Origin of the sequence: Mycolicibacterium wolinskyi str. Jessa 2025 (assembly GCF_049241375.1) — a bacterium.
Taxonomy (GTDB): domain Bacteria; phylum Actinomycetota; class Actinomycetes; order Mycobacteriales; family Mycobacteriaceae; genus Mycobacterium; species Mycobacterium wolinskyi.
In genome coordinates this window covers 4,118,870-4,137,155 of record NZ_CP185960.1, presented here as the reverse complement: position 1 = coordinate 4,137,155, position 18,286 = coordinate 4,118,870, and the positions used below count along the sequence as shown (strand labels likewise).

Below are 18,286 nucleotides of genomic sequence, written 5' to 3'. Positions count from 1 at the left end.
GCGACGCCCGTGCGCTCATTCGTCGCACCTGTAACAAGCCGGTAGCCTGCCTCGATATGACGAACATGCGAAAAGTGACAACCACGGTCGGTGCGGCGGTCGTTCTGGCGGCCGCGGGTATGGCGGTCTCCAACGCAACGTCGTATGCGGAGCCGGAGGCAGGCGGTCATCAGGTGCGCTACACGCTCACGACGGGCGCGCCCTACGATTTCGATCTCTACTATCTGGCGACTCAGCCTCCGAGCAAGGAGGCCTATGACGCGGATCCCTACGCCTTCCTGCAGAAGGCTGAGGTGAACGTGGTCCCCGAGGCGCCGTGGGTCTTCGAGACCACGCTGGCCGATCCGCAGTGGGCCATCTTCACCGTCGCCAGCACCACGCACGGCGGCCGGGGCGCACCCAACGCGCACTGTGAGATCGCGGTCGACGGCCAGGTCGCGGTCCAGAACGATCATCCCTACAGCCCGCGGTGCCAGCTCGGGCAGTGGTGACACGCCGCTGACCGGCGCGCCCGCCGGCACGGTGAGTTGACAAACGCGTCGAACAAGTGTTCGATAAGAGGCATGCGAGACGGTGCCCGGGTACGCGATCAAGCCATGCGCTCCGGTCGCACCGTCTCGATGTGCTTCGTGCTCCGGCGCCCCAGGCGTCCGGGTACGGTCTGACTGGGCAGCGCCCACGGCGGGCGCCGGTGCCGTACCCGAAACCGCGGCACCGGCGCACCCAGTCTTTCTAACTGGTCGGGCGGCCCTCCGCCGCCGTCACGGCGGCCGAGATGAGCGCCGCCAGCGCTGCGGGCGCCTCGACGTGCGCCAGGTGGCCTTGGTCGGCAAGGGGCACCACCGGCGCCTGAGGCAGCGCGTCGGCGAACGCGGCGAACGCGGTGCCGTAGGGTGCCTGACCCTCGTTGCGGGTGCCCAGAATCAACCTGACCGGCATGGGAAGCGTTCGGTAACGGTCCAGCGCCGGGCGGTGCGTGTTGATCGCCGCGAGTTCCTCGGCCAGCGGTCCCGCGAGCGGGCGCAGGACGGCCCAGGCGGGGCTGCGGCGCAGTTCGGCCACATAGTCGGCGGAGAATCCGGATACGTCGGTGTTGACGAGCGTCACCGCGCGGTCGAGATCCCCGGCGGCGATGGCTTGGCGGAGCGGTTGCACGACGTCGGGTGCGAACGGCCGGCTGACCGGTTCGTAGGCGGTCAGCGAGACGATCCGCTTGCACGTCAAGGCGGTCTCGAGCGCGATCAGCGCACCGTAGCTCCAGCCGAACAGATGGATATCGCCGAGCGCATCGATGATGTGGCGCAGGTCGTCGACCTCGACGCGCACCGAGTAGTCGGCTCCGAGCGGACCGCTCGGATATCGACCGCGGCGATTGACCGTGATCACGGGGTTCGGCAGGTCGATCGAGTCGACCACCGGGCGCCACGTCGCCGCGTCGGCCATCACTCCGGGCACCAGCAGGATCGGTGTGCCGGTGCCCGGGCGGACGTCCGCGGTCAAAGCCGTACCGGCATGGTCGAATACGAGGTTCTGCACATCTGTGCGCGTGAAAGTCATTGCGGTGTACGTCCGATCGTGAGTAGGGGGCGCTTGTCGCCGGCGTAGAAATCGTTGCCTTTGTCGTCGATGACGATGAATGCCGGAAAGTCCTCGACCTCGATCCGCATGACTGCCTCCATGCCCAGTTCGCCGTACTCGAGGACCTCGGTCGCCTTGATGCAATCCTGGGCGAGGCGTGCGGCAGGACCGCCGATGGAACCCAGGTAGAACCCAGCGTGTCGGGCACACGCGCGCCGCACAACCTCCGACCGATTGCCTTTCGCGAGCATCACGAGCGATCCGCCGGCGGCTTGGAACTGCTCGACGTAGGAGTCCATGCGCCCGGCCGTGGTGGGCCCGAACGAACCCGAGGCGTAGCCATCGGGTTTCTTCGCCGGCCCCGCGTAGTAGACGGGATATCGGCGAAGGTATTCCGGTATCGGTTCACCGGCCGCCAGGCGCTCGCGGATCTTGGCGTGTGCGAGATCTCGTGCCACGACCAGCGTGCCGGTCAATGACACTCGCGTGCCGACCGGATGAGCCGCCAGTTGTGCACGGGTGTGGTCCAGTGACTCATCAAGGTCGATGCGCACGGCCTCGCGGTCGGTGTCGATGCCTGCGGCATCCGGCAGGAACTGTGCCGGGTCGGTTTCGAGCTGTTCGAGAAACGCCCCGTCACGGGTGATCTTGCCGAGCACGTGGCGGTCGGCGGCGCACGACACCGCCACCGCGATAGGCAGTGAGCCGCCGTGGCGGGGGAGGCGGACGACACGCACGTCGTGGCAGAAGTGCTTGCCGCCGAACTGTGCGCCGATGCCGAGACGCTGGGTGGCCGCGAGCACCTGCTGCTCGAAGTCGAGGTCCCGAAAGCCGTTGCCTGCCGGTGATCCCGCCGTGGGCAGGGTGTCGAGGTGGTGTGCGGATGCGAGTTTGGCCGTCTTGAGCGCGAATTCGGCACTCGTCCCGCCGATCACGACCGCCAAGTGGTACGGCGGGCAGGCTGATGTGCCGATCTCGGCCGCCTTGGTCACGACGAAGTCCAGGAGGCGGTCGCGGTCGAGGAGGGCAGGCGTCTGCTGGAACAGGAAGCTCTTGTTCGCGCTTCCGCAGCCCTTGGCGATGAACAGAAATCGGTAGGCATCGTCGCCGTCGGCGAGAATCTCGATCTGTGCGGGCAGGTTGGTGCCGGTGTTGCGCTCATCGAACATCGACAGCGGCGCCAGTTGTGAGTAGCGCAGATTGAGGGTCGTGTAAGCCCGGGCGATGCCGCGTGAAAGGTGTTGCGCATCAAGGCCGTCGGTGAGTACATGGCGGCCCCGGCTCGCGTGGATGATGGCGGTCCCGGTGTCCTGGCACATCGGCAGCACCCCGCCCGCGGCGATGTTGGCGTTGCGCAAGAGTTCCGTGGCCACGAAGCGGTCGTTCGGCGACGATTCGGGGTCGTGGAGTATCGCCGCGATCTGGCGAAGATGACTGGTCCGCAACAGATGCGACACATCGCGGTAGGCCTCGAAGGCGAGTTGTTCGAGGACGTGTGGGCTGATTTCGAGGAACGTCCGGCCCGCGGCATGTACTGTGCCGATCGCATCGGGCTCGGTGTCGAGCCGCCGATACTCCGTGTCGTCGGGGCCGGTCGGCAACAGCGGGGTGTAGTCGCCGGTCATCGTTGCGCTCGTTCGACGCGGTCCGCGAGCGCGAACAGGAAGTGCTCTCGGCCCGGTGCGGTGATGAGTTGCAGGCCGACGGGCAGCGCCGCCACCGTGCCGGCCGGAATACTCAGTGCCGGATGGCCGGTGAGATTCCACGGGCTGGTCAATGACAGCAGGGCCGACCGCACCTCCACTGCCTGACCGTCGATGACGTGGGCGCGCCTGCCGAGATCAGTGGCCACCGTCGGCACAGTCGGCATGGCCAGCACGTCGAACCGGCCGAGCAGTTCGACGATCTTGGTGCGCAACATGTTTCGCGTACGGTCCGCGCGGACGTACTGCCACGCCGGGGTGTCTCGGCCGCGGATCAACCGTTCGACGACCTCGGGATCGATGTCATCTCGGTGATCGGCGAGGGCGTCGGCGTGTTCGGTGTAGGCCTCGCTCGCCTGCAACACGCTCAGCACCGAGAACAGTTCGCCTGCCCGGAACGGGAGTTCGGTGTCGACGGCGCTGATACCGGCCTGATCCATCGCAGTGCGCACGGTTGCGACGATCGCCGGGTCGGTGGGTCCGATGCAGGTCGGGTCGATCCACGCGAGCAGGGGGCTGCGGGGGTCGGGATCGGGCGCGCGACCGGCCATCGCCGCGTAACCGGCCGCCGCGTCGGCCGCGGTGCGGGCGAAGACGCCCACGTGGTCCAGCGACGCGGCGAGCGGCCGGACGCCGTCGATGGGTATCGCCCCGTACGTCGGCTTGAACCCGACTATGCCGCAGAGTGCGGCGGGCACCCGTACCGAGCCCGCCGTATCGGTTCCGACGGCCAGTGGCACCATGCCCGCCGCCGTCGCCACTGCGCCGCCACCGCTGGACCCGCCGCTGATCTTGTCGGTATCCCAAGGGTTTCGGGATGCTCCGTGCAACGATCGGTCGCCGGTGGCTCCGTACGCGAACTCATGCAGGACGTTTCGTCCCACGATCACCGCACCCGCCGCGCGCAGCCGTGCGATGCACGTGGCGTCCGCATCGGCGGGGTGGTCGGCGTGCACCGCCGACCCGGAGGTGGTGATCTGGCCTTCGACGTCGATGAGGTCCTTGACGGACACCGGGATGCCGTGCAGCGGGCCGTGATCCAACCCGCGAGCAAGGTCTGCGTCAGCCTGACGAGCGGCGGCCAGCGCCGCGTCGGCGTCGACGGTGGTGAACGCGTTGAGTATCGGGTTGAGGCGGGCGATCGCGGCCAGGCTCTCCTCGACGAGTTCCACGCTGGTGGTGCGGCCGGCACGGAGATCCGTTGCGAGCGAGCTGATATCGCGCTGGCGGAAGTACCCGCTCAATGCGGCGGTTTCGACTAGGTCGGTCATATCAGATTCCTGGAAGTAGTTGCAGCGGCGGGATGATGACAGACGTGGCGACTGCCATGGCTGCCACATTGCCGATGAAGGGGTGAAAATCGGTTGGCAGCCGGGAGGAGATCGCCGCTGCGAGAGGTGGGCTCAGCAGCGCGCCCAGCACTGCCCCGGCGACTATGGAGACCGCTGTGCCCTCATAGGCGAGCACACACGCCGGGGCGACGGACACGACCGGCACGAACGTGGGGTAGAAGGGCTTTCGGGCCCACTGCCCGCGCCACAATGTCACGGCGATGATCGCGGTGATCGCCTGGGCGGCCAGGATCTGCGGTAGGAGACCCGATCCGTAGGCCACCATTGCCGGGTTGAGCAGATAGGCGAGGACGACACCGGCGATCAGGCCGAAGCTCGCCCACTCACTGCCGAAGAACTGCGCTTCGGAGAAGTCGGCCAGGCAGCGACGCAAAAGCCAACTCGGCCCGCGCTTTTGAGCGCCTGTACCGACATCTTTCACCGCGGGCGCGCGTTGCAGGTGCAGCGGGGAGGGCAACCAGGGCAGGTGACGGCACAGCGTGAAGGCGATCACCGCAGCGACCGCCATCCCAGCGGTTATTCCGACTACGGGTGGGAGGGTCAGCCGCGAACAGAGGTCGGTGCCAAGCACCGACAGCGGAGGCGTGATCAGGCCGCCGAGCACGCCTCCGGTCAGCACAGTCTTGGCCTCGGCGCCGAACATCAGCACCACGGTGGGCGATACCGAGACGAACGGGACGAACAGCGGTTGCCAGGTGCCTTCGGACAGCGTCCAGCCCCACACAAGATTGCTGATGGCCACTCCCAGTAGTGAACTCGCGAGGGTCGCGACCCACAGTCCGGATCCGCAGGCTTGGGCGAACCCCTGACAGGGGCGGCGTTTGACCTGTAACCGGTGCGCCACCACACCGCCCGCGAGCAGGCCGGCGCCGGCCAGTGCGCTCCCGTAGAAGTTGGGTTCGCTTGCCGCGGCGGCGATCATGTCGAGCATCGGTGCGACGACGTGCAGGCTGCCGGTCCACAACAGGGCGGCCAACAGACAGATGGCGGCGACGAGTGGCCACAGCGGAAGGGCGGCACTGTGGGGACGCGTCGAGGGCGCGGTTGCCATGTCGGCGCCTCAGCGGGGGAGTGCCGTGCCGCCGCGGTATCCGAGCAGCTGATCGTAGAGATCGGTGCGGCGGTCGCGGTGAAGATCGTTGAACTGGTTCCAGATCGGTGCACCCCGCGACGCGGTGATGTCGATGTCGGCGTAGAGGATCGTGTCTTCGTCCGGCCCGGCGATGCGGTCGATGGGCCATCCGTTGGTCCCCGCGATCAGTGAGTTGCCCATGAAACCGGAGGTGCGTTCGGTGCCGATCCGGTCCGCGGTCGCGATGAACACGTTGTTGACATGCGCGGCCGTCATGGTCAGGTACGCGGCCATGCAGGTGCCGCTCGCGTCGTAGAGCGGCGGCGGGGTCCACACCCACCCGGTGGGGATGCAGATGATATCGGCGCCTTGCTGCGCGACGATGCGCGCGGTTTCGGGGAACCAGATGTCCCAGCAGACCAACAGGCCGATCCGGCCGATCTTGGTGTGGAACACCGGGTAGCCGAGATTGCCGGGGGAGAAGAACAACTTCTCCTCGTTCCACAGGTGGGTCTTGCGGTACTTGCCGATGTACCCGTCGGGCCCGACGAGGACTGCGGTGTCGAATAGTTCGACTCCGTCGAGTTCGGGCAGGCAGCCCACGATGTACACGTCGTGCGTCGCGGCGAACTCGACCCAGCCCGCCACGGTCGCGCCGGACGGCACCGCCTCGGCGTGGGCGTACGCCTCGTCGCGTGATTCGAAGGTGTAGCCGGTGGTGGCCAGCTCGGGCAGCACGATGAGATTGGCCCCTTCAGCTACTGCCGCGTTGAGGCGTTCGTACACCGCCTCGGAGTTGGCCTTGAGGTTCTCGACGCCGACCTGAGGATTGAACTGCACGACGGCCACGCGTGCCGGACTGTGCCGATGGGTCTCTTGCGATGCGTCTTGATCAGGCATGACGGTCCCTTTTCTGTTGACGGGCTGGTCGATGTAGAGCTGTGCGACACGTTCGATCCGATTTGCCCGAACGTTCGGGCCGAACGTTCGGGCTATACTGCTCCCGAACGCGCGCCACTGTCAAGGGTTGGGGTGGCGGACATCGGACAGCAAACAGGAATGCGGGAAGTGGCCAAGTCGAAACAGGCGACCTTGCAGTCGATCGCGGACGATCTAGGTCTGCACGTGTCGACCGTCGCGCGTGTGCTCAACGGCATGCGGCAGGGCGAGCGCGCGGCGTCGGGCGCCACCGCTGAACGGATTCGCAAACGGGCCGCGGAGGTGAATTACCGGCCCAATCCGCATGCGGCCAGCTTGCGCACGCGCCGGACCAACCTCATCGGCGTACTCGTGCCGCGGCTGAGCGACGTCGTACTGGCCACGGTCTACGAGGGCATCGAATCCGCCGCATCCGCGCGGGGTTTGACGGCGTTCGTGGCAAACACTCAAGACGAGCCTGCCGATCAGCGCAAGCGGATCGAGATGATGCTCGACCGCCGGGTCGACGGCCTGATCCTCGGCGACGCCCGCGCCGACGACCACACCGTCCTCGAAGAGCTGAGGCGGCGCGAAGTGCCGTTCGTTCTGGTCAACCGGAGCGTGGCCGGATATCCCGCGGCCACCTGCGACAACTATCTCGGTGGGCGGTTGGCCGCCGAACATCTGCTGGAGCTCGGGCATCGCGACGTCGGGGTGATCGCCGGCCTCGCGCACGCCAGCACCGGAATCGACCGGCCCGCCGGTTTCGTCGACCGGTATCGCGAGGCGGGTATCGAGGTGCCCTCCGACAACATCGTGTTCTCGGGGCTCGACAGCCACGGCGGCCATTACGCCGCGGACCGGCTGCTGGCCGGGCCGACGCCGCCGACGGCCCTGTTCGCGGTCAACGATTTCGCGGCCATCGGCGCGGCCGGCGCGATCCGCAACCATGGGCTGCGGGTGGGCGAAGACGTGTCGTTGATCGGGTTCAACAACATCGCGCTCACCGCCGAGCTGCATGTCCCACTCACGTCGATCGAGTCGCATGCGTTCGACATGGGGCGCGACGCGGTGCAATTGCTGACAGAGGCGCTGGCCGGCCAGGACCCGGATCAGCTCCGCACGACACCGGTTCTCGTGGCGCGGGAGTCGACCCGCGCGGCTTGAGCGCCCGGGGCGTCGCCTTGACTTCGACGTCGAACGAATGTTCGATGGACGTGTGCGGTGGGATCGACAGGCCGTCAAGGTTGACGACGGTGCGCTGCCCGGCCTGCAACGGGTCGGATTCGTGCGCAGCGTCCGCTCGCCGCAGTTCGAGGGCATCACGTTCCATGAGGTGCTGTGCAAATCGGCGTTGAACAAGGTGCCCGCGGCGTCGGCGCTGCCGTTCCGCTTCACGGTCAACGGCTACCGCGGCTGCAGCCATGCGTGCCGATACTGCTTCGCCCGCCCCACTCACGAGTACCTCGATCTGGACTGCGGCACGGACTTCGATTCGCAGATCGTCGTCAAGACCAATGTTGCCGAGGTCTTGCGCCGCGAGTTGCGGCGGCCGTCGTGGACGCATGAAACGGTGGCCCTCGGTACGAACACCGACCCCTATCAGCGGGCCGAGGGCCGGTACGGGTTGATGCCCGGAATCATTGGCGCGCTGGCTGATTCGCACACCCCGTTCTCGATCCTCACGAAGGGCACGCTGCTGCGCCGCGACCTCGGGCTGATCGCCGAGGCGTCGCGACGTGTCGACGTCAGCATCGCGGTGTCGCTGGCGATCGGTGAGGCCGACCTGCACCACGACATCGAGCCGGGTACGCCGACGCCGCAGGCCCGCCTGGGCCTGATCACGGCGATCCGCGAGGCCGGTCTGGACTGCCACGTCATGGTCGCGCCGGTGCTGCCATATCTCACCGACTCGGCCGATCAGCTCGACGCCTTGCTCGGTCGCATCGCGGCCGCCGGAGCCACCGGCGTGACGGTGTTCGGACTCCATCTGCGCGGTTCGACCCGGGGCTGGTTCATGTCGTGGCTCGCGCGCTCGCATCCCGAATTGACGTGGCGTTATCGCGAGTTGTACCGGCGCGGCGCATATCTGCCCGCCGAGTACCGCGACGCGCTGCGGGCTCGAGTGCAGCCGCTGATCCGCGCACACGGATTGGCGGCCGGTCCGCGGGCGATGCCACCCGCCCGGGTTCTCGGTGAGCGCGCGCCGGAGCCGGTCCAGCAGACCTTGTTCTGAGTTTCCCGGCGAGCAGACGCGTGGGTACCCGAAATGTGCTGGAAATGGGTACTTTAGCGTCTGCTCGCGGGAGGAAGGTCAGGTCTTGTTGCGCTTGACCTGATTGAACGGCACGCCGCGGTCGGCGGCGAATTCCCGGGGGAAGCCGAGAATGCGTTCCCCGATGACGTTGCGGGCCATCTCGGAGCTGCCGCCGCCCAAAGACCCGGTCTGCCGCGACAGGTAACGCACGCCGATGTCGAGCATGCCGCTGAGTTCGTCGCCCTCGTCGACGACACCGGCGGTGCCGGCGATGGCAAGTGCGGTGTCGACCTCGAGCTCGGTCGTTTCGGCGTGGAAGAGGCGGATCAGCGTGCCGGCATTCGGTGGCAGCGAACCGTTTCCGATGGCGCGGCCCACGTGGTCGATGAGTTGCTTCTTCACGATTCGCCGTGCCAGGGCGCGTCCGGCGAGATCCTGTACCCGCGCGTCGTCACCCTGCCCGGTGGCCTCGGCCAGACCGACGTGGTCGGGCGGCATCTCGTTCGCGTTCTCCGCGCCGGTGCCGCTGGCGAACTCCGAGCCACCGCCGACGGCCCGGCGTTCGTGGTGGAGCTGGCGCGAGGCGACCGTCCAGCCGTCGTTGACCTCGCCGACGACGGCGTCGGCTGGAAGCTCGAGCCCATCGAAGAACTCCTCGCAGAATTCCTCATTACCGTTGACTTCCTTGATGCGCCGCATGGTGATGCCCGGCGCGGCGAGCGGCACCAGGAACATCGTCAATCCCTCGTGTTTGGGGACCGTCCAATCCGTTCGGGCCAACATCAACCCGTAATCACCCGCGAACGCGCTCGTGCTCCACGTCTTGGCGCCGTTGATCACCCACGTGCCGTCGTCGCGGCGGTCGGCGCGGGTGATGATGCCGGCCAGGTCCGAGCCGCCGTTCGGCTCGCTCAGCAGCTGAACCAGGATCTCGTCGCCACGGATCGCGGCCGAAATGCGTTCGCGCTTCTGCGTTTCGCTGCCCATGTCGAGAATGGTTGCGGCGCAGATGGTGAACGACGGCGTGTTGAGGATCAGCGGCATCTCGTAACGGACACACTCGTCGTTGAATGCCTTCTGGTACGCGTAGTCGAGGCCGAGACCGCCGTACTCCCGCGGGAAGCAGATGCCCGCGAAACCACCTTCGTACAGTCGCTTCTGCAGTTCCTTAGCCCGCTCCCACGACTCGGCTTCCGCGCGCACCGCGAACGGGGGATTGTCCGGATCGATCGGCGGCATGTTCTCGGCCAGCCATTGCCGCGCACGACGAGCGAACTCCTCGACGGACTCCGTGGTCGCGCTCGTGCTCACGGTCTCGGTCATGCCCCAACCTCCTCGACTGCGCGGTTCCTTCGGCTCACTGCGTACACCGCGCGATGGTGGTCCTCGGGTGACCCGAACATGGCGCGGTAGAGGGCAACTCGGCGAAGGTAGAGATGCAGGTCGTGCTCCCACGTGACCCCGATGCCACCGTGCAACTGGACGCAGTCCTGCAACATCACCGGAGCTCGTTCGGCCACATAGGCTTTTGCGACGCTGACCAGCAGCTCGGCGTCAGGTGAGCGGCCGCCGACCGCGGCGACTGCTCCGGCGGTGGTGGCCCGGCAGGCCTCGAACCACATCTTCATGTCGGCCGCACGATGCTTGAGCGCCTGATAGGACGCCAAGGGCCGCCCGAAGCTGTGCCGATCGAACAACCACTGGTTGGTCATGGTCAGGACGGCGTCGAGGATCCCGACGATCTCGGCGCACTGCAGCACGAGTGCGATCTGGCGCTGCCGTTCGATGATCGCCTGCGTCGCATCGGCACTGCCCACCACTGCGGCTTCGCCGACCTCAACCCCGTCGAACTGTACGCGCGCGTACTGCTTGACCATGTCGACCGACGGCTGCGGGGTCACCGTCACGCCCGGGGAATCGGTGGGCACGACGAACTGTCTCAGTCGACCGTCGCACCGGGCGGGCACGAGCAGCGCATCGCTCTGCTCGCCGGCTTCGACCCGGTCCTTGGTGCCGTCGAGGCGAAATCCCGAGGGGGTGCGGGTCGCGGTCGTCTGAACCGAATCTTCCTGCAATGCCGAGAACGGTTGGCGCGGTTCGTATGCGGCCCATGACGCCACGAGCTCGCCGGAAACCAGCGCCTCGATCGTCTCGTCGTGACCGTCGGGTGCCTCGACCAGCGCGGCCAGCACAACGCTGACGGGGTGTAGGGGACCCGGCGCGACACTACGGCCGGCCTGCTCGGCGAGCAGCGCGAGATCGGCGACGCCGTCACCCGAGACGCTGCCTCCGCCGAGTTCTTCGGGAACCAGCAGACTGGCCCAGCCGAGTTCGGCGGCCCGCTGCCACCATTCGGCATCGAACGCGATGCCGTCGGCGTGCAGTTGACGCACCCGGCCCAGTGGGACTTCCTTTTCCAGGAACGCCTGCGCAGTCGAGGTGAACAGCATCTGTTCCGGGTTTGCCACGTCGGTCATGAATTCGGCTCAGCCTCTTTGTGAATGGATGTGATCAGGCGATGACGAGGGCCGGGACATCGGGTTTGTAAACCTTCTTGCTCGGTACCTTGAACAGGTCGACCAGGTTGCCGCCCATGACCTTTCGGATGCCCGCATCATCGAGGCCCTGTGCTTCCAGATCGCCGACCAGGTTGATCGGGTCCGCCAAGCCCTCGGGGTGCGGCCAGTCGGAGCCGAAGATGATGCGGTCGATCCCGCACAACTCGGCCATCTTCTTGAAGTCGTCTTCCCAGAACGGCGCCACGTAGACACCGCGCTTGAACGCCTGGATCGGATCCTCCGGGAACTCCTGCGGCATCTTCGAATACACGTCTTTGAACTGGTAGAACAGGTACGGCACCCACGATGCGCCGTTCTCGATGGACAGTATCCGCAGATCCGGATTGCGGGTCAGTGCGCCGTGGCAGACCAACGCGGCCATGGTGTCCTCGATGGGGCGCTTGCCCATCGCGACCATCCGGAACGCGGTCGGGCGGAAGGGCAGGAACTCGTCGGCCGGTTCCCAGTCGTTGAGATATTGCGCGTAGCCGCTGTCCGAGGCGTGCATGCACACCGGGATGCCGGCCTTGACGCAGGCGTCCCAGAACGGATCGAACTCCGGCAGACCGAGCGAGCGGGTTCCGCGATAGCCGGGCACCGGCGCGGGGCGGACCAGTACCGTTTTGGCCCCGCGCTCCAGGCACCACTCGAGCTCGGCGAGTGCGCGGTCGACGACGCCCAGATTGATTACGGGAGTTGAGAAGATGCGGTTCTCGTAGTTGAACTGCCACGTCTCGTACATCCATTGGTTGAGTGCGTGGATGATGTCGAGAATCAGGTCGGGATCGTCTTTCAACCGTTCCTCGACCAGACTGGCCAGCGTCGGGAACATGATCGTGTAGTCCAGGCCCAGCCCGTCGAGGACCTCGAGGCGCGCCTGCGGATTGCGGAAGGCGGGGATGGCCTTCATCGGCTTGCCCATCACCTCGCGGAAGCTCTTTCCGCCGCTGCCGTGACGGAAGTACTCCTCCTGTGCGCCGGGGCGTGCGACGACCTCGAAGGTCGGGTTCGGGATGTAGTCGCTGATGTGGTTGCGGACGACGATCTTGGTGCGGCCCCTGACATCGATGTAGTCGATGACGCCTTTGCGGTTGTCCGGGAGGAACTGCGTGAGCGCTTCCTTGGGCTCGTAGAAGTGGTTGTCGGCGTCGAACACCGGATAGTCGAGGATGCGTGACGGCACGTTCGCCTCCTGTGAGAGGGCTGTTATCGAATCTGGTAATGACGTTACCACGCTGTGACCAGCGCAGACGAGACCCGGCGTGGATTCGTTGAGGAAATGGAAAAGTGCTGGTCAGCGCGGTGAAGCGGGGTTCGACAAACCCGTCACGCAGAATTCGTAAATGTGGTGGCCCTCGATCGGCACGCCGTTGAGTGCCACGCCGAGTGACCGTAACCGCATGGCACCCAGAACCGACTGCATGATCAGCGCCGCCGTGGCCTCGACCGCAAGGTCCGGGCGGAACGCGCCGGATTCGATGCCGCGGCGCAAAATGTCCTGGAAGAGGTCGTGCAGCGGCGTGAGCACGCGCGCGTATTCGCGCGGCAACGACTCCGCCAGATGGTCGTTGTAGAACGTCAGTCCCCGGTTGATGCTGTCCTGGGTGCTCGACGCCGCCGGGGTCGTGATGCGCTCGATGAGCGCTCGGAGCGCCTCGGGTCCCGGAAGGTCTGCGGTGTCGGAGCGCCACCGCCGGGTCGACTCGGCCATGATCTTGTCGATCAGCGCGAGGAGTAGCTCGTCCTTGGTCGAAAAGTGCTGGTAAAACGACCGAAGTGAGGTTTTCGAGCGCTCGACGACCTCCAGCACCGTGAAGTCTGTGCGCCCGGTTTCGCCCAGTATGGCCAGCGCCGACCTCATGAATCGGCCGGCCCGTTCCTCGCTGTCGGCGCGCGCGCTGCCCGATGGTCGTCCGGCCGGCCTAGCCATTGCGGCACCACCTCCGTCATGCTGCACTGTGGAGAATGACGTTACCGTTTCTGTAGAAGCTATAGGCGGCTTGTGATCACTGTGTTCCGACAACCGATCGGGTCAGCCCGATGACCGAGTGGTTTCTGTTCCTGCCACAAGTGCGAATGGGGATCGGCGACATCGTCGAGCGTGCGCGGGCCGCCGAGGCAGGCGGGTTCGACGGCATCGCGTTCATCGACCACCTCGAACCGCCCGGTGCGACGAGCCAGGGCATCTGGGAGGCAATGACGGTCGCGACGTGGGTCGCCGCGCACACCGAGCGGTTGCGCATCGGTCATCTGGTGTTGTGCGACGCGTTCCGGCATCCGGCAGTGCTGGCCAAGCAAGCCGTCACGCTGTCGGCAGCCTGCGACGGCCGCTTCGAACTCGGGATGGGATCGGGTTCCTGGCCGCAGGAATTCGAGAAGTTCGGCATCGCCGATGGCGACGACGCATCGGCGCGGGTGCACAGGCTCGGCGAAGATCTCGCGCTGCTGCGCCGGTACTGGGCCGGCGACGACGCCGGTGATCCCGTCCAGCTGCCCCGGCCGCCCCACCGAATTCCGTTGGTGCTCGGTGGAACGGGTAAACGAACGATGGAACTCGTGCGGACGTACGCCGACTGGTGGAACATTCCCTCGCACCAACTCGACCGTCTACCGCGACTGCTGCCGACGGTCGGCTCGGCGCGCGTATCCCTGCAGCAGATGGTCGGATTCGTCGGCCGTGGCGCCGATCGCGCAGCGGTCACCGAACGCAGCACGCGGCTGTTCGGGCATCTCGGCGACGGGTTGATCTGTGGGGACGCCGCCGAGATCGCCGAGCATTTCGGCGGGCTGACGGCGCAGGGCGTCGAACGCTTCTACGTGTGGTTCGCCGATTTCGCGGCGCCACAGACCATTTCCGAATTCGCCGACACCGTGATCAATGCCTGACAGAAAGGACACATCGATGACCACCGAATCCGCCGAGGCGCCAGTGGAGTCCACGCCGTGGACGCTGCAGATGCTGCTGGACCTGTTCGATGCCGAGCCGGCAGGGGATGACCGTTTCATCGCGCAGACCGGCATCGCCGGGGCCGACGAGCGGCAGGTGGTCGAGGGCACCCAGATCCTGGCCGCCGCGATCGTCGCTGTGGCGAAACGGTTCCCGGAGAAGTCGGTGCGCACCGCACACGCCGTGTTCGCCCGTGCCGTCATGGTCGGGCCGCCGGTGGAACTCGACATCGACGTGATCAGCGAAGGCCGGTCCACCGCCACCGCGGTGGTCGCCGCATCGCAGAACGGCAAGCGGTGCATCACCATCACCGTGTTCACCGATGTGCCCTCGGGTGACGTGATCCGCCACCACCTCCCGCGTCCGGACGTGGCCGCACCCGCAGACGCCAACGAGTCGCCGATGCCGATGACCGGGCGGCAGCTGAGGCTCGTCGACGTCGTCGATGTCAACAGCCCGGATGAGGTCGGACCGCCCGAGCTCTACGCGTGGCTGCACTACGACCCCATCCCCACCCGTGACGACCTCGCCAAGGCGCTGATCGCGTATTTCACCGGCCACCTGGGTATTTCGACGACCATGCGTGCGCACGAAGGCATCGGCACCGCGCAAGCACATCTGACCGTGTCGACCGCGCCCATGACCGTCACCGTCAGCTTCCACGAACCCGTTCGCTGGGACGGCTGGATTCTCTACAGCCACGAGAGCACCCAGGTCGGTTCCGGCATGTCGTACGTGCGCGGCGCGGTGCACACCGAAGAAGGCGAGCTCATCGCGTCGTTCAGCCAGGACGCGTTGATCCGGCCGTTGCGCACAACCGACACGAACATCTCGGCGCATTCGCGGTTGTGAGTTGCCCGCGCGACCAGACGCGGAGGTACCGGAAGAATCCCGATCCGGGGTACCTGAGCGTCTGCTCGGCGTGGTTCAGATCTTCAGGTAGCCCTTGTCGGCCGGGATCTGGGCGGCGGTGACCAACGACGACGCATCGCCGGCAAGCCACACCACGATGTCGGAGATCGTGTCCGGCGGAGCCAGCGAGTCGGTCGGCAGCGCGCCGGGGGAGAAGCTGTGGATGTAGTTGGGATGGTCGGCGAAGACCTGGTACATCGACACGTCGTTGCCCATCGGGGTGTCGGTCCCGTACGGGTGCACGGAGTTCACCCGGATCCCGAACTCGCCCAGTTCGACTGCAAGCGAATTCGTCAGTCCGACAACGCCGAACTTGCTCGCGCAATAGTGCCCACAGCCCGGGACGGCCTTGATGCCGGCCGCCGAACTGATGGTGATGATCGACCCGCCGTTGCCGGCGGCGATCATCGGCGGCACCACGGCCTGCACGGTGTTGAACACTCCGGTGAGGTTGACGTCGAGGATGTCCTGCCACTGCTGGGCAGAGATCTCCCACAGTCGACCCCAATTGAGCACACCCGCGTTGGCGACGACGATGTCGAGCCGGCCGAACTGCTCGATGGCGTCGGCGACCACGCGGCGCTGCCCGGCGGCGTCGCGCACGTCGACCTCGGCGGCGAGAATCTTGCGGCCCTCGTTCTCGACGAGTCTGACCGTCTCGGCCAGGTCGTCCGGGGTGGCGGAGGGATATCCGTTGTGCTCGGCTACGGGGGCGCACGCGTCGATCGCCACGATGTCGGCGTCGGCCCGCGCCAGCCGCACGCAGTGCGACCGGCCTTGCCCGCGGGCCGCGCCCGTCACATAGGCGACCCGGGCTGCCAGTGGGGTATCGGGTGTGCTCATGCGTGCTGCTCCTCGCGCGCTGATACGGATGGGCGGCAAGTTCGGGAGAACCGATAGTCCGACAACGGGGAGTGGCGCGCGAATCGCCGTGAGCCGGTGATGGTCTGGGGCCGGTAGTACGTCGTGTCGTGCTGTGAGTTGACGAAATAGGTGTTCAGCCCGGACGTGGCAGTGTAGTAGAGATGGGCGACCCGTCCGTCTCGATGCATCCGCTGGTTCCAGGCGTTGAACGCATCCTGGCTGACCTCGACCACGCCGGCGCCGCGGTGGCGGGCCTCGTCGATGATCCGTACCGCGTGCGCGGCCATGGTCTCGACGTAGTCGGGCCAGGCGAATCCGACGAATCCGAGCGGACCGACGATCTCCCACCGGTTGGGCAGCCGGGGATGAGCGGTGCCTGCGTAACTGCGGAGCCCGTGTGCCTGGTAGTACCGGGCGAGGTCGAATCCGTTGGGGCCCAGGATCGTCCCAACTCGGTACGTCTCGGGGTCGGTCCAGAGCTCGTATCCGGTTGCCAGCACCAAGAGATCGGCAGGTCGTTCCTCGCCATCGGCGGTCAGGACGCCGGTCGAGGTGATGCGCTCGATGGGGGCGGTGATCAGATGGGTGTTCGGATTGTTCAGTGCCGGCAGGAACGAACTGGAGATCACCGGACGTTTCGCCAGGATGCCGTAGTGCGGTACGAGCTTACGTCGAGTCGATCGATCATGGACGACGCTGCGCAAGAGCAGCCGGTACAGCAATCGGCACCAGCCGTCGTAGAGCGGCATGATCCGCTTCAACACGTTCTCCGGCATGCGGGAGAAGACATGCACGATCGGCGCCACCAGGAATGTGTCCATCGCAAGCCGGCCTGCGGCGTCGACTGCCCGCAGCACGCCGGGCAGTCTCAAAGCCTTTCGCATCAACGGGGGGATGTCGAAGTCGATCTTCGGCAGCACCCAGGCCGGCGTGCGCTGGTAGACATCGAGATTGGCGGCCTGCGCCGACAATGCGGCGGCGATCTGGACACCCGACGATCCGGTCCCGATCACCGCGATTCGTTTGCCCCGGGTGTCATAGGCGTCGTCCCAGGCGTTCGGCCGCAGAACGGTTCCGGCGAAGTCGTCGACACCTTCGATGTCGATGTCGGCCTTGGCGTTCACGTATCCGCCCACCGAGCTGATCAGGAATCGCGCGGTGATCGGCGAACGGCCGCGGATCTGTAGTCGCCACAGTGCATGCTCGTCGTCCCACACCTGTCGGGTCACGTCGGCGTCGGCGACGAGATGGTCGTACAGCCCGAGCGCGGTCGCGGTGTCGCGCAGGTAGCGGTAGATCTCGGGGCCCGGGGCGAACAGCCTGGTCCAGTGCGGGTTCGGCGCGAACGACAACTGGTACCACAGCGTCGGGATGTCGACCGCCAGGCCAGGGTAGTGATTGTCCCGCCAGGTGCCTCCGAAGTCGGCACCGCGCTCGACGATGACGAAGTCGTCGATACCCTTCTGCCGCAACAGATGTGCGGCAGCGATCCCGCCGGGGCCGGCACCGATGATGGCCACCTCGTAGTCGGGTTCGGTCACGGTCGGCCTCCCAGTCCGTCGATGATGTGGTCGGACACGAAACGTCTGACCGCGCGTGCGCTGTCGAGATTCACCCCCATGGGCGGTAACAGTTCGAAGCTGAACAGCAATCGCACGATCCATTCGGCCGCCCGGGCCGGCGTCAGACGGGCATCGACTTCGCCACGCGCCTGCGCGGCCCGCACAAGTGGCTTCCAGAAGTCGATCGACCGCCGCATCAGGTCGTCACCGGTGTTGCGTAGCAGAAGTACCAGGATGCTCTCGTTGATGCCGCGCGGCGGCACGGAGTCCGACTGTTGGCGATGGGCACAGATCAAAACGGCCGCCGCGGCGACCTGACCGGCAAGGCTGTCCGCGCGCTGCACCTCGACCGCGAGCGCCTCGAGGAATCCCGAGGTCAGATGCTCGAGCGCGATCTCGATCGCCCGCTCGCGGTTACCCAACGCATTGTGCACCGTGCCGCGGGACACGCCGGCGGCGTCAGCGACCGCGGTGAGACTGAATTGCCTTGGCCCCGACTGTCGTAACGTCTGAACGGTGGCGGCCAGCAGCGCTGGGGACAGCTTGCCCACCGGCTCGCGCAT

General features: G+C 66.6%; 17 protein-coding genes. 5 read left to right on the top strand and 12 right to left on the bottom strand.

Going from position 1 to position 18,286, the window contains the following annotated elements; all coding sequences use genetic code 11:
- The first annotated feature begins 56 nt into the window (after positions 1-56).
- Positions 57-491: an Rv2576c family protein gene (locus tag ACOI2T_RS20320; protein WP_067845012.1), complete on the top strand. Its 435-nt coding sequence runs from the start codon at positions 57-59 to the stop codon at positions 489-491.
- A 241-nt stretch (positions 492-732) separates the two neighbouring features.
- Here ACOI2T_RS20320 and ACOI2T_RS20315 read toward each other — a convergent pair whose 3' ends face one another.
- Genes ACOI2T_RS20315 through ACOI2T_RS20295 form a run of 5 tightly spaced genes read right to left on the bottom strand, consistent with a single transcriptional unit; the run spans position 733 to position 6,605 of the window.
- Positions 733-1,557, bottom strand: coding sequence for an alpha/beta fold hydrolase (locus tag ACOI2T_RS20315; RefSeq protein ID WP_409505668.1), 825 nt, complete (start codon positions 1,555-1,557; stop codon positions 733-735).
- Positions 1,554-3,203 (bottom strand): FumA C-terminus/TtdB family hydratase beta subunit, encoded by a 1,650-nt coding sequence (locus tag ACOI2T_RS20310; protein WP_409505669.1) that lies wholly within the window; start codon positions 3,201-3,203, stop codon positions 1,554-1,556. Before ACOI2T_RS20310 ends, ACOI2T_RS20315 begins: the two co-directional genes overlap by 4 nt.
- Complete coding sequence (locus tag ACOI2T_RS20305; protein WP_409505670.1) at positions 3,200-4,552, bottom strand: amidase; 1,353 nt, start codon at positions 4,550-4,552, stop codon at positions 3,200-3,202. The genes ACOI2T_RS20310 and ACOI2T_RS20305 overlap by 4 nt, the downstream gene beginning before the upstream one ends.
- A gap of 1 nt (position 4,553) precedes the next feature.
- Positions 4,554-5,684: a hypothetical protein gene (locus ACOI2T_RS20300; RefSeq protein ID WP_409505671.1), complete on the bottom strand. Its 1,131-nt coding sequence runs from the start codon at positions 5,682-5,684 to the stop codon at positions 4,554-4,556.
- 9 nt (positions 5,685-5,693) lie between these two features.
- On the bottom strand, positions 5,694-6,605 hold the full coding sequence (locus ACOI2T_RS20295; RefSeq protein ID WP_409505672.1) for a nitrilase family protein: 912 nt from the start codon (positions 6,603-6,605) through the stop codon (positions 5,694-5,696).
- A 168-nt stretch (positions 6,606-6,773) separates the two neighbouring features.
- On the opposite strand from ACOI2T_RS20295, the gene ACOI2T_RS20290 reads away from it, so the two are divergent.
- Complete coding sequence (locus tag ACOI2T_RS20290) at positions 6,774-7,790, top strand: LacI family DNA-binding transcriptional regulator (protein ID WP_409505701.1); 1,017 nt, start codon at positions 6,774-6,776, stop codon at positions 7,788-7,790.
- A 52-nt stretch (positions 7,791-7,842) separates the two neighbouring features.
- On the top strand, positions 7,843-8,859 hold the full coding sequence (locus ACOI2T_RS20285; protein ID WP_409505673.1) for an Rv2578c family radical SAM protein: 1,017 nt from the start codon (positions 7,843-7,845) through the stop codon (positions 8,857-8,859).
- 78 nt (positions 8,860-8,937) lie between these two features.
- Here the strand turns inward: ACOI2T_RS20285 and ACOI2T_RS20280 are convergent, their stop codons facing one another.
- From ACOI2T_RS20280 to ACOI2T_RS20265, 4 genes are all read right to left on the bottom strand, one after another.
- The gene (locus tag ACOI2T_RS20280) at positions 8,938-10,203 is read right to left on the bottom strand and encodes an acyl-CoA dehydrogenase family protein (protein ID WP_409505674.1); all 1,266 of its coding nucleotides are present in this window, start codon (positions 10,201-10,203) and stop codon (positions 8,938-8,940) included.
- Positions 10,200-11,357 carry an acyl-CoA dehydrogenase family protein gene (locus ACOI2T_RS20275; RefSeq protein ID WP_409505675.1) on the bottom strand — a complete coding sequence of 386 codons (1,158 nt, stop codon included), beginning with the start codon at positions 11,355-11,357 and terminating at the stop codon, positions 10,200-10,202. Before ACOI2T_RS20275 ends, ACOI2T_RS20280 begins: the two co-directional genes overlap by 4 nt.
- A 34-nt stretch (positions 11,358-11,391) precedes the next feature.
- Positions 11,392-12,621 (bottom strand): amidohydrolase family protein, encoded by a 1,230-nt coding sequence (locus ACOI2T_RS20270; RefSeq protein WP_067845028.1) that lies wholly within the window; start codon positions 12,619-12,621, stop codon positions 11,392-11,394.
- A 111-nt stretch (positions 12,622-12,732) separates the two neighbouring features.
- A complete protein-coding gene (locus ACOI2T_RS20265) occupies positions 12,733-13,368 on the bottom strand; it encodes a TetR/AcrR family transcriptional regulator (protein ID WP_409505676.1) in 636 nt (211 codons plus the stop codon).
- Between the two features lie 110 nt (positions 13,369-13,478).
- Here ACOI2T_RS20265 and ACOI2T_RS20260 point away from each other — a divergent pair, with 110 nt between their 5' ends.
- Both ACOI2T_RS20260 and ACOI2T_RS20255 read left to right on the top strand, forming a co-directional pair.
- Positions 13,479-14,324 (top strand): LLM class flavin-dependent oxidoreductase, encoded by an 846-nt coding sequence (locus tag ACOI2T_RS20260; RefSeq protein ID WP_409505677.1) that lies wholly within the window; start codon positions 13,479-13,481, stop codon positions 14,322-14,324.
- A gap of 16 nt (positions 14,325-14,340) precedes the next feature.
- Positions 14,341-15,237, top strand: coding sequence for an acyl-CoA thioesterase (locus ACOI2T_RS20255; protein WP_409505678.1), 897 nt, complete (start codon positions 14,341-14,343; stop codon positions 15,235-15,237).
- A gap of 75 nt (positions 15,238-15,312) precedes the next feature.
- On the opposite strand, the gene ACOI2T_RS20250 is transcribed toward ACOI2T_RS20255, so the two are convergent.
- From ACOI2T_RS20250 to ACOI2T_RS20240, 3 genes are read right to left on the bottom strand one after another with little or no spacing between them, the layout of a single operon-like run.
- Positions 15,313-16,140 (bottom strand): mycofactocin-coupled SDR family oxidoreductase, encoded by an 828-nt coding sequence (locus tag ACOI2T_RS20250; protein ID WP_409505679.1) that lies wholly within the window; start codon positions 16,138-16,140, stop codon positions 15,313-15,315.
- Entirely contained in the window at positions 16,137-17,702 is a 1,566-nt protein-coding gene (locus ACOI2T_RS20245; protein WP_409505680.1) for a flavin-containing monooxygenase, read from the bottom strand. Before ACOI2T_RS20245 ends, ACOI2T_RS20250 begins: the two co-directional genes overlap by 4 nt.
- Entirely contained in the window at positions 17,699-18,286 is a 588-nt protein-coding gene (locus tag ACOI2T_RS20240; protein ID WP_409505681.1) for a TetR/AcrR family transcriptional regulator, read from the bottom strand. The genes ACOI2T_RS20245 and ACOI2T_RS20240 overlap by 4 nt, the downstream gene beginning before the upstream one ends.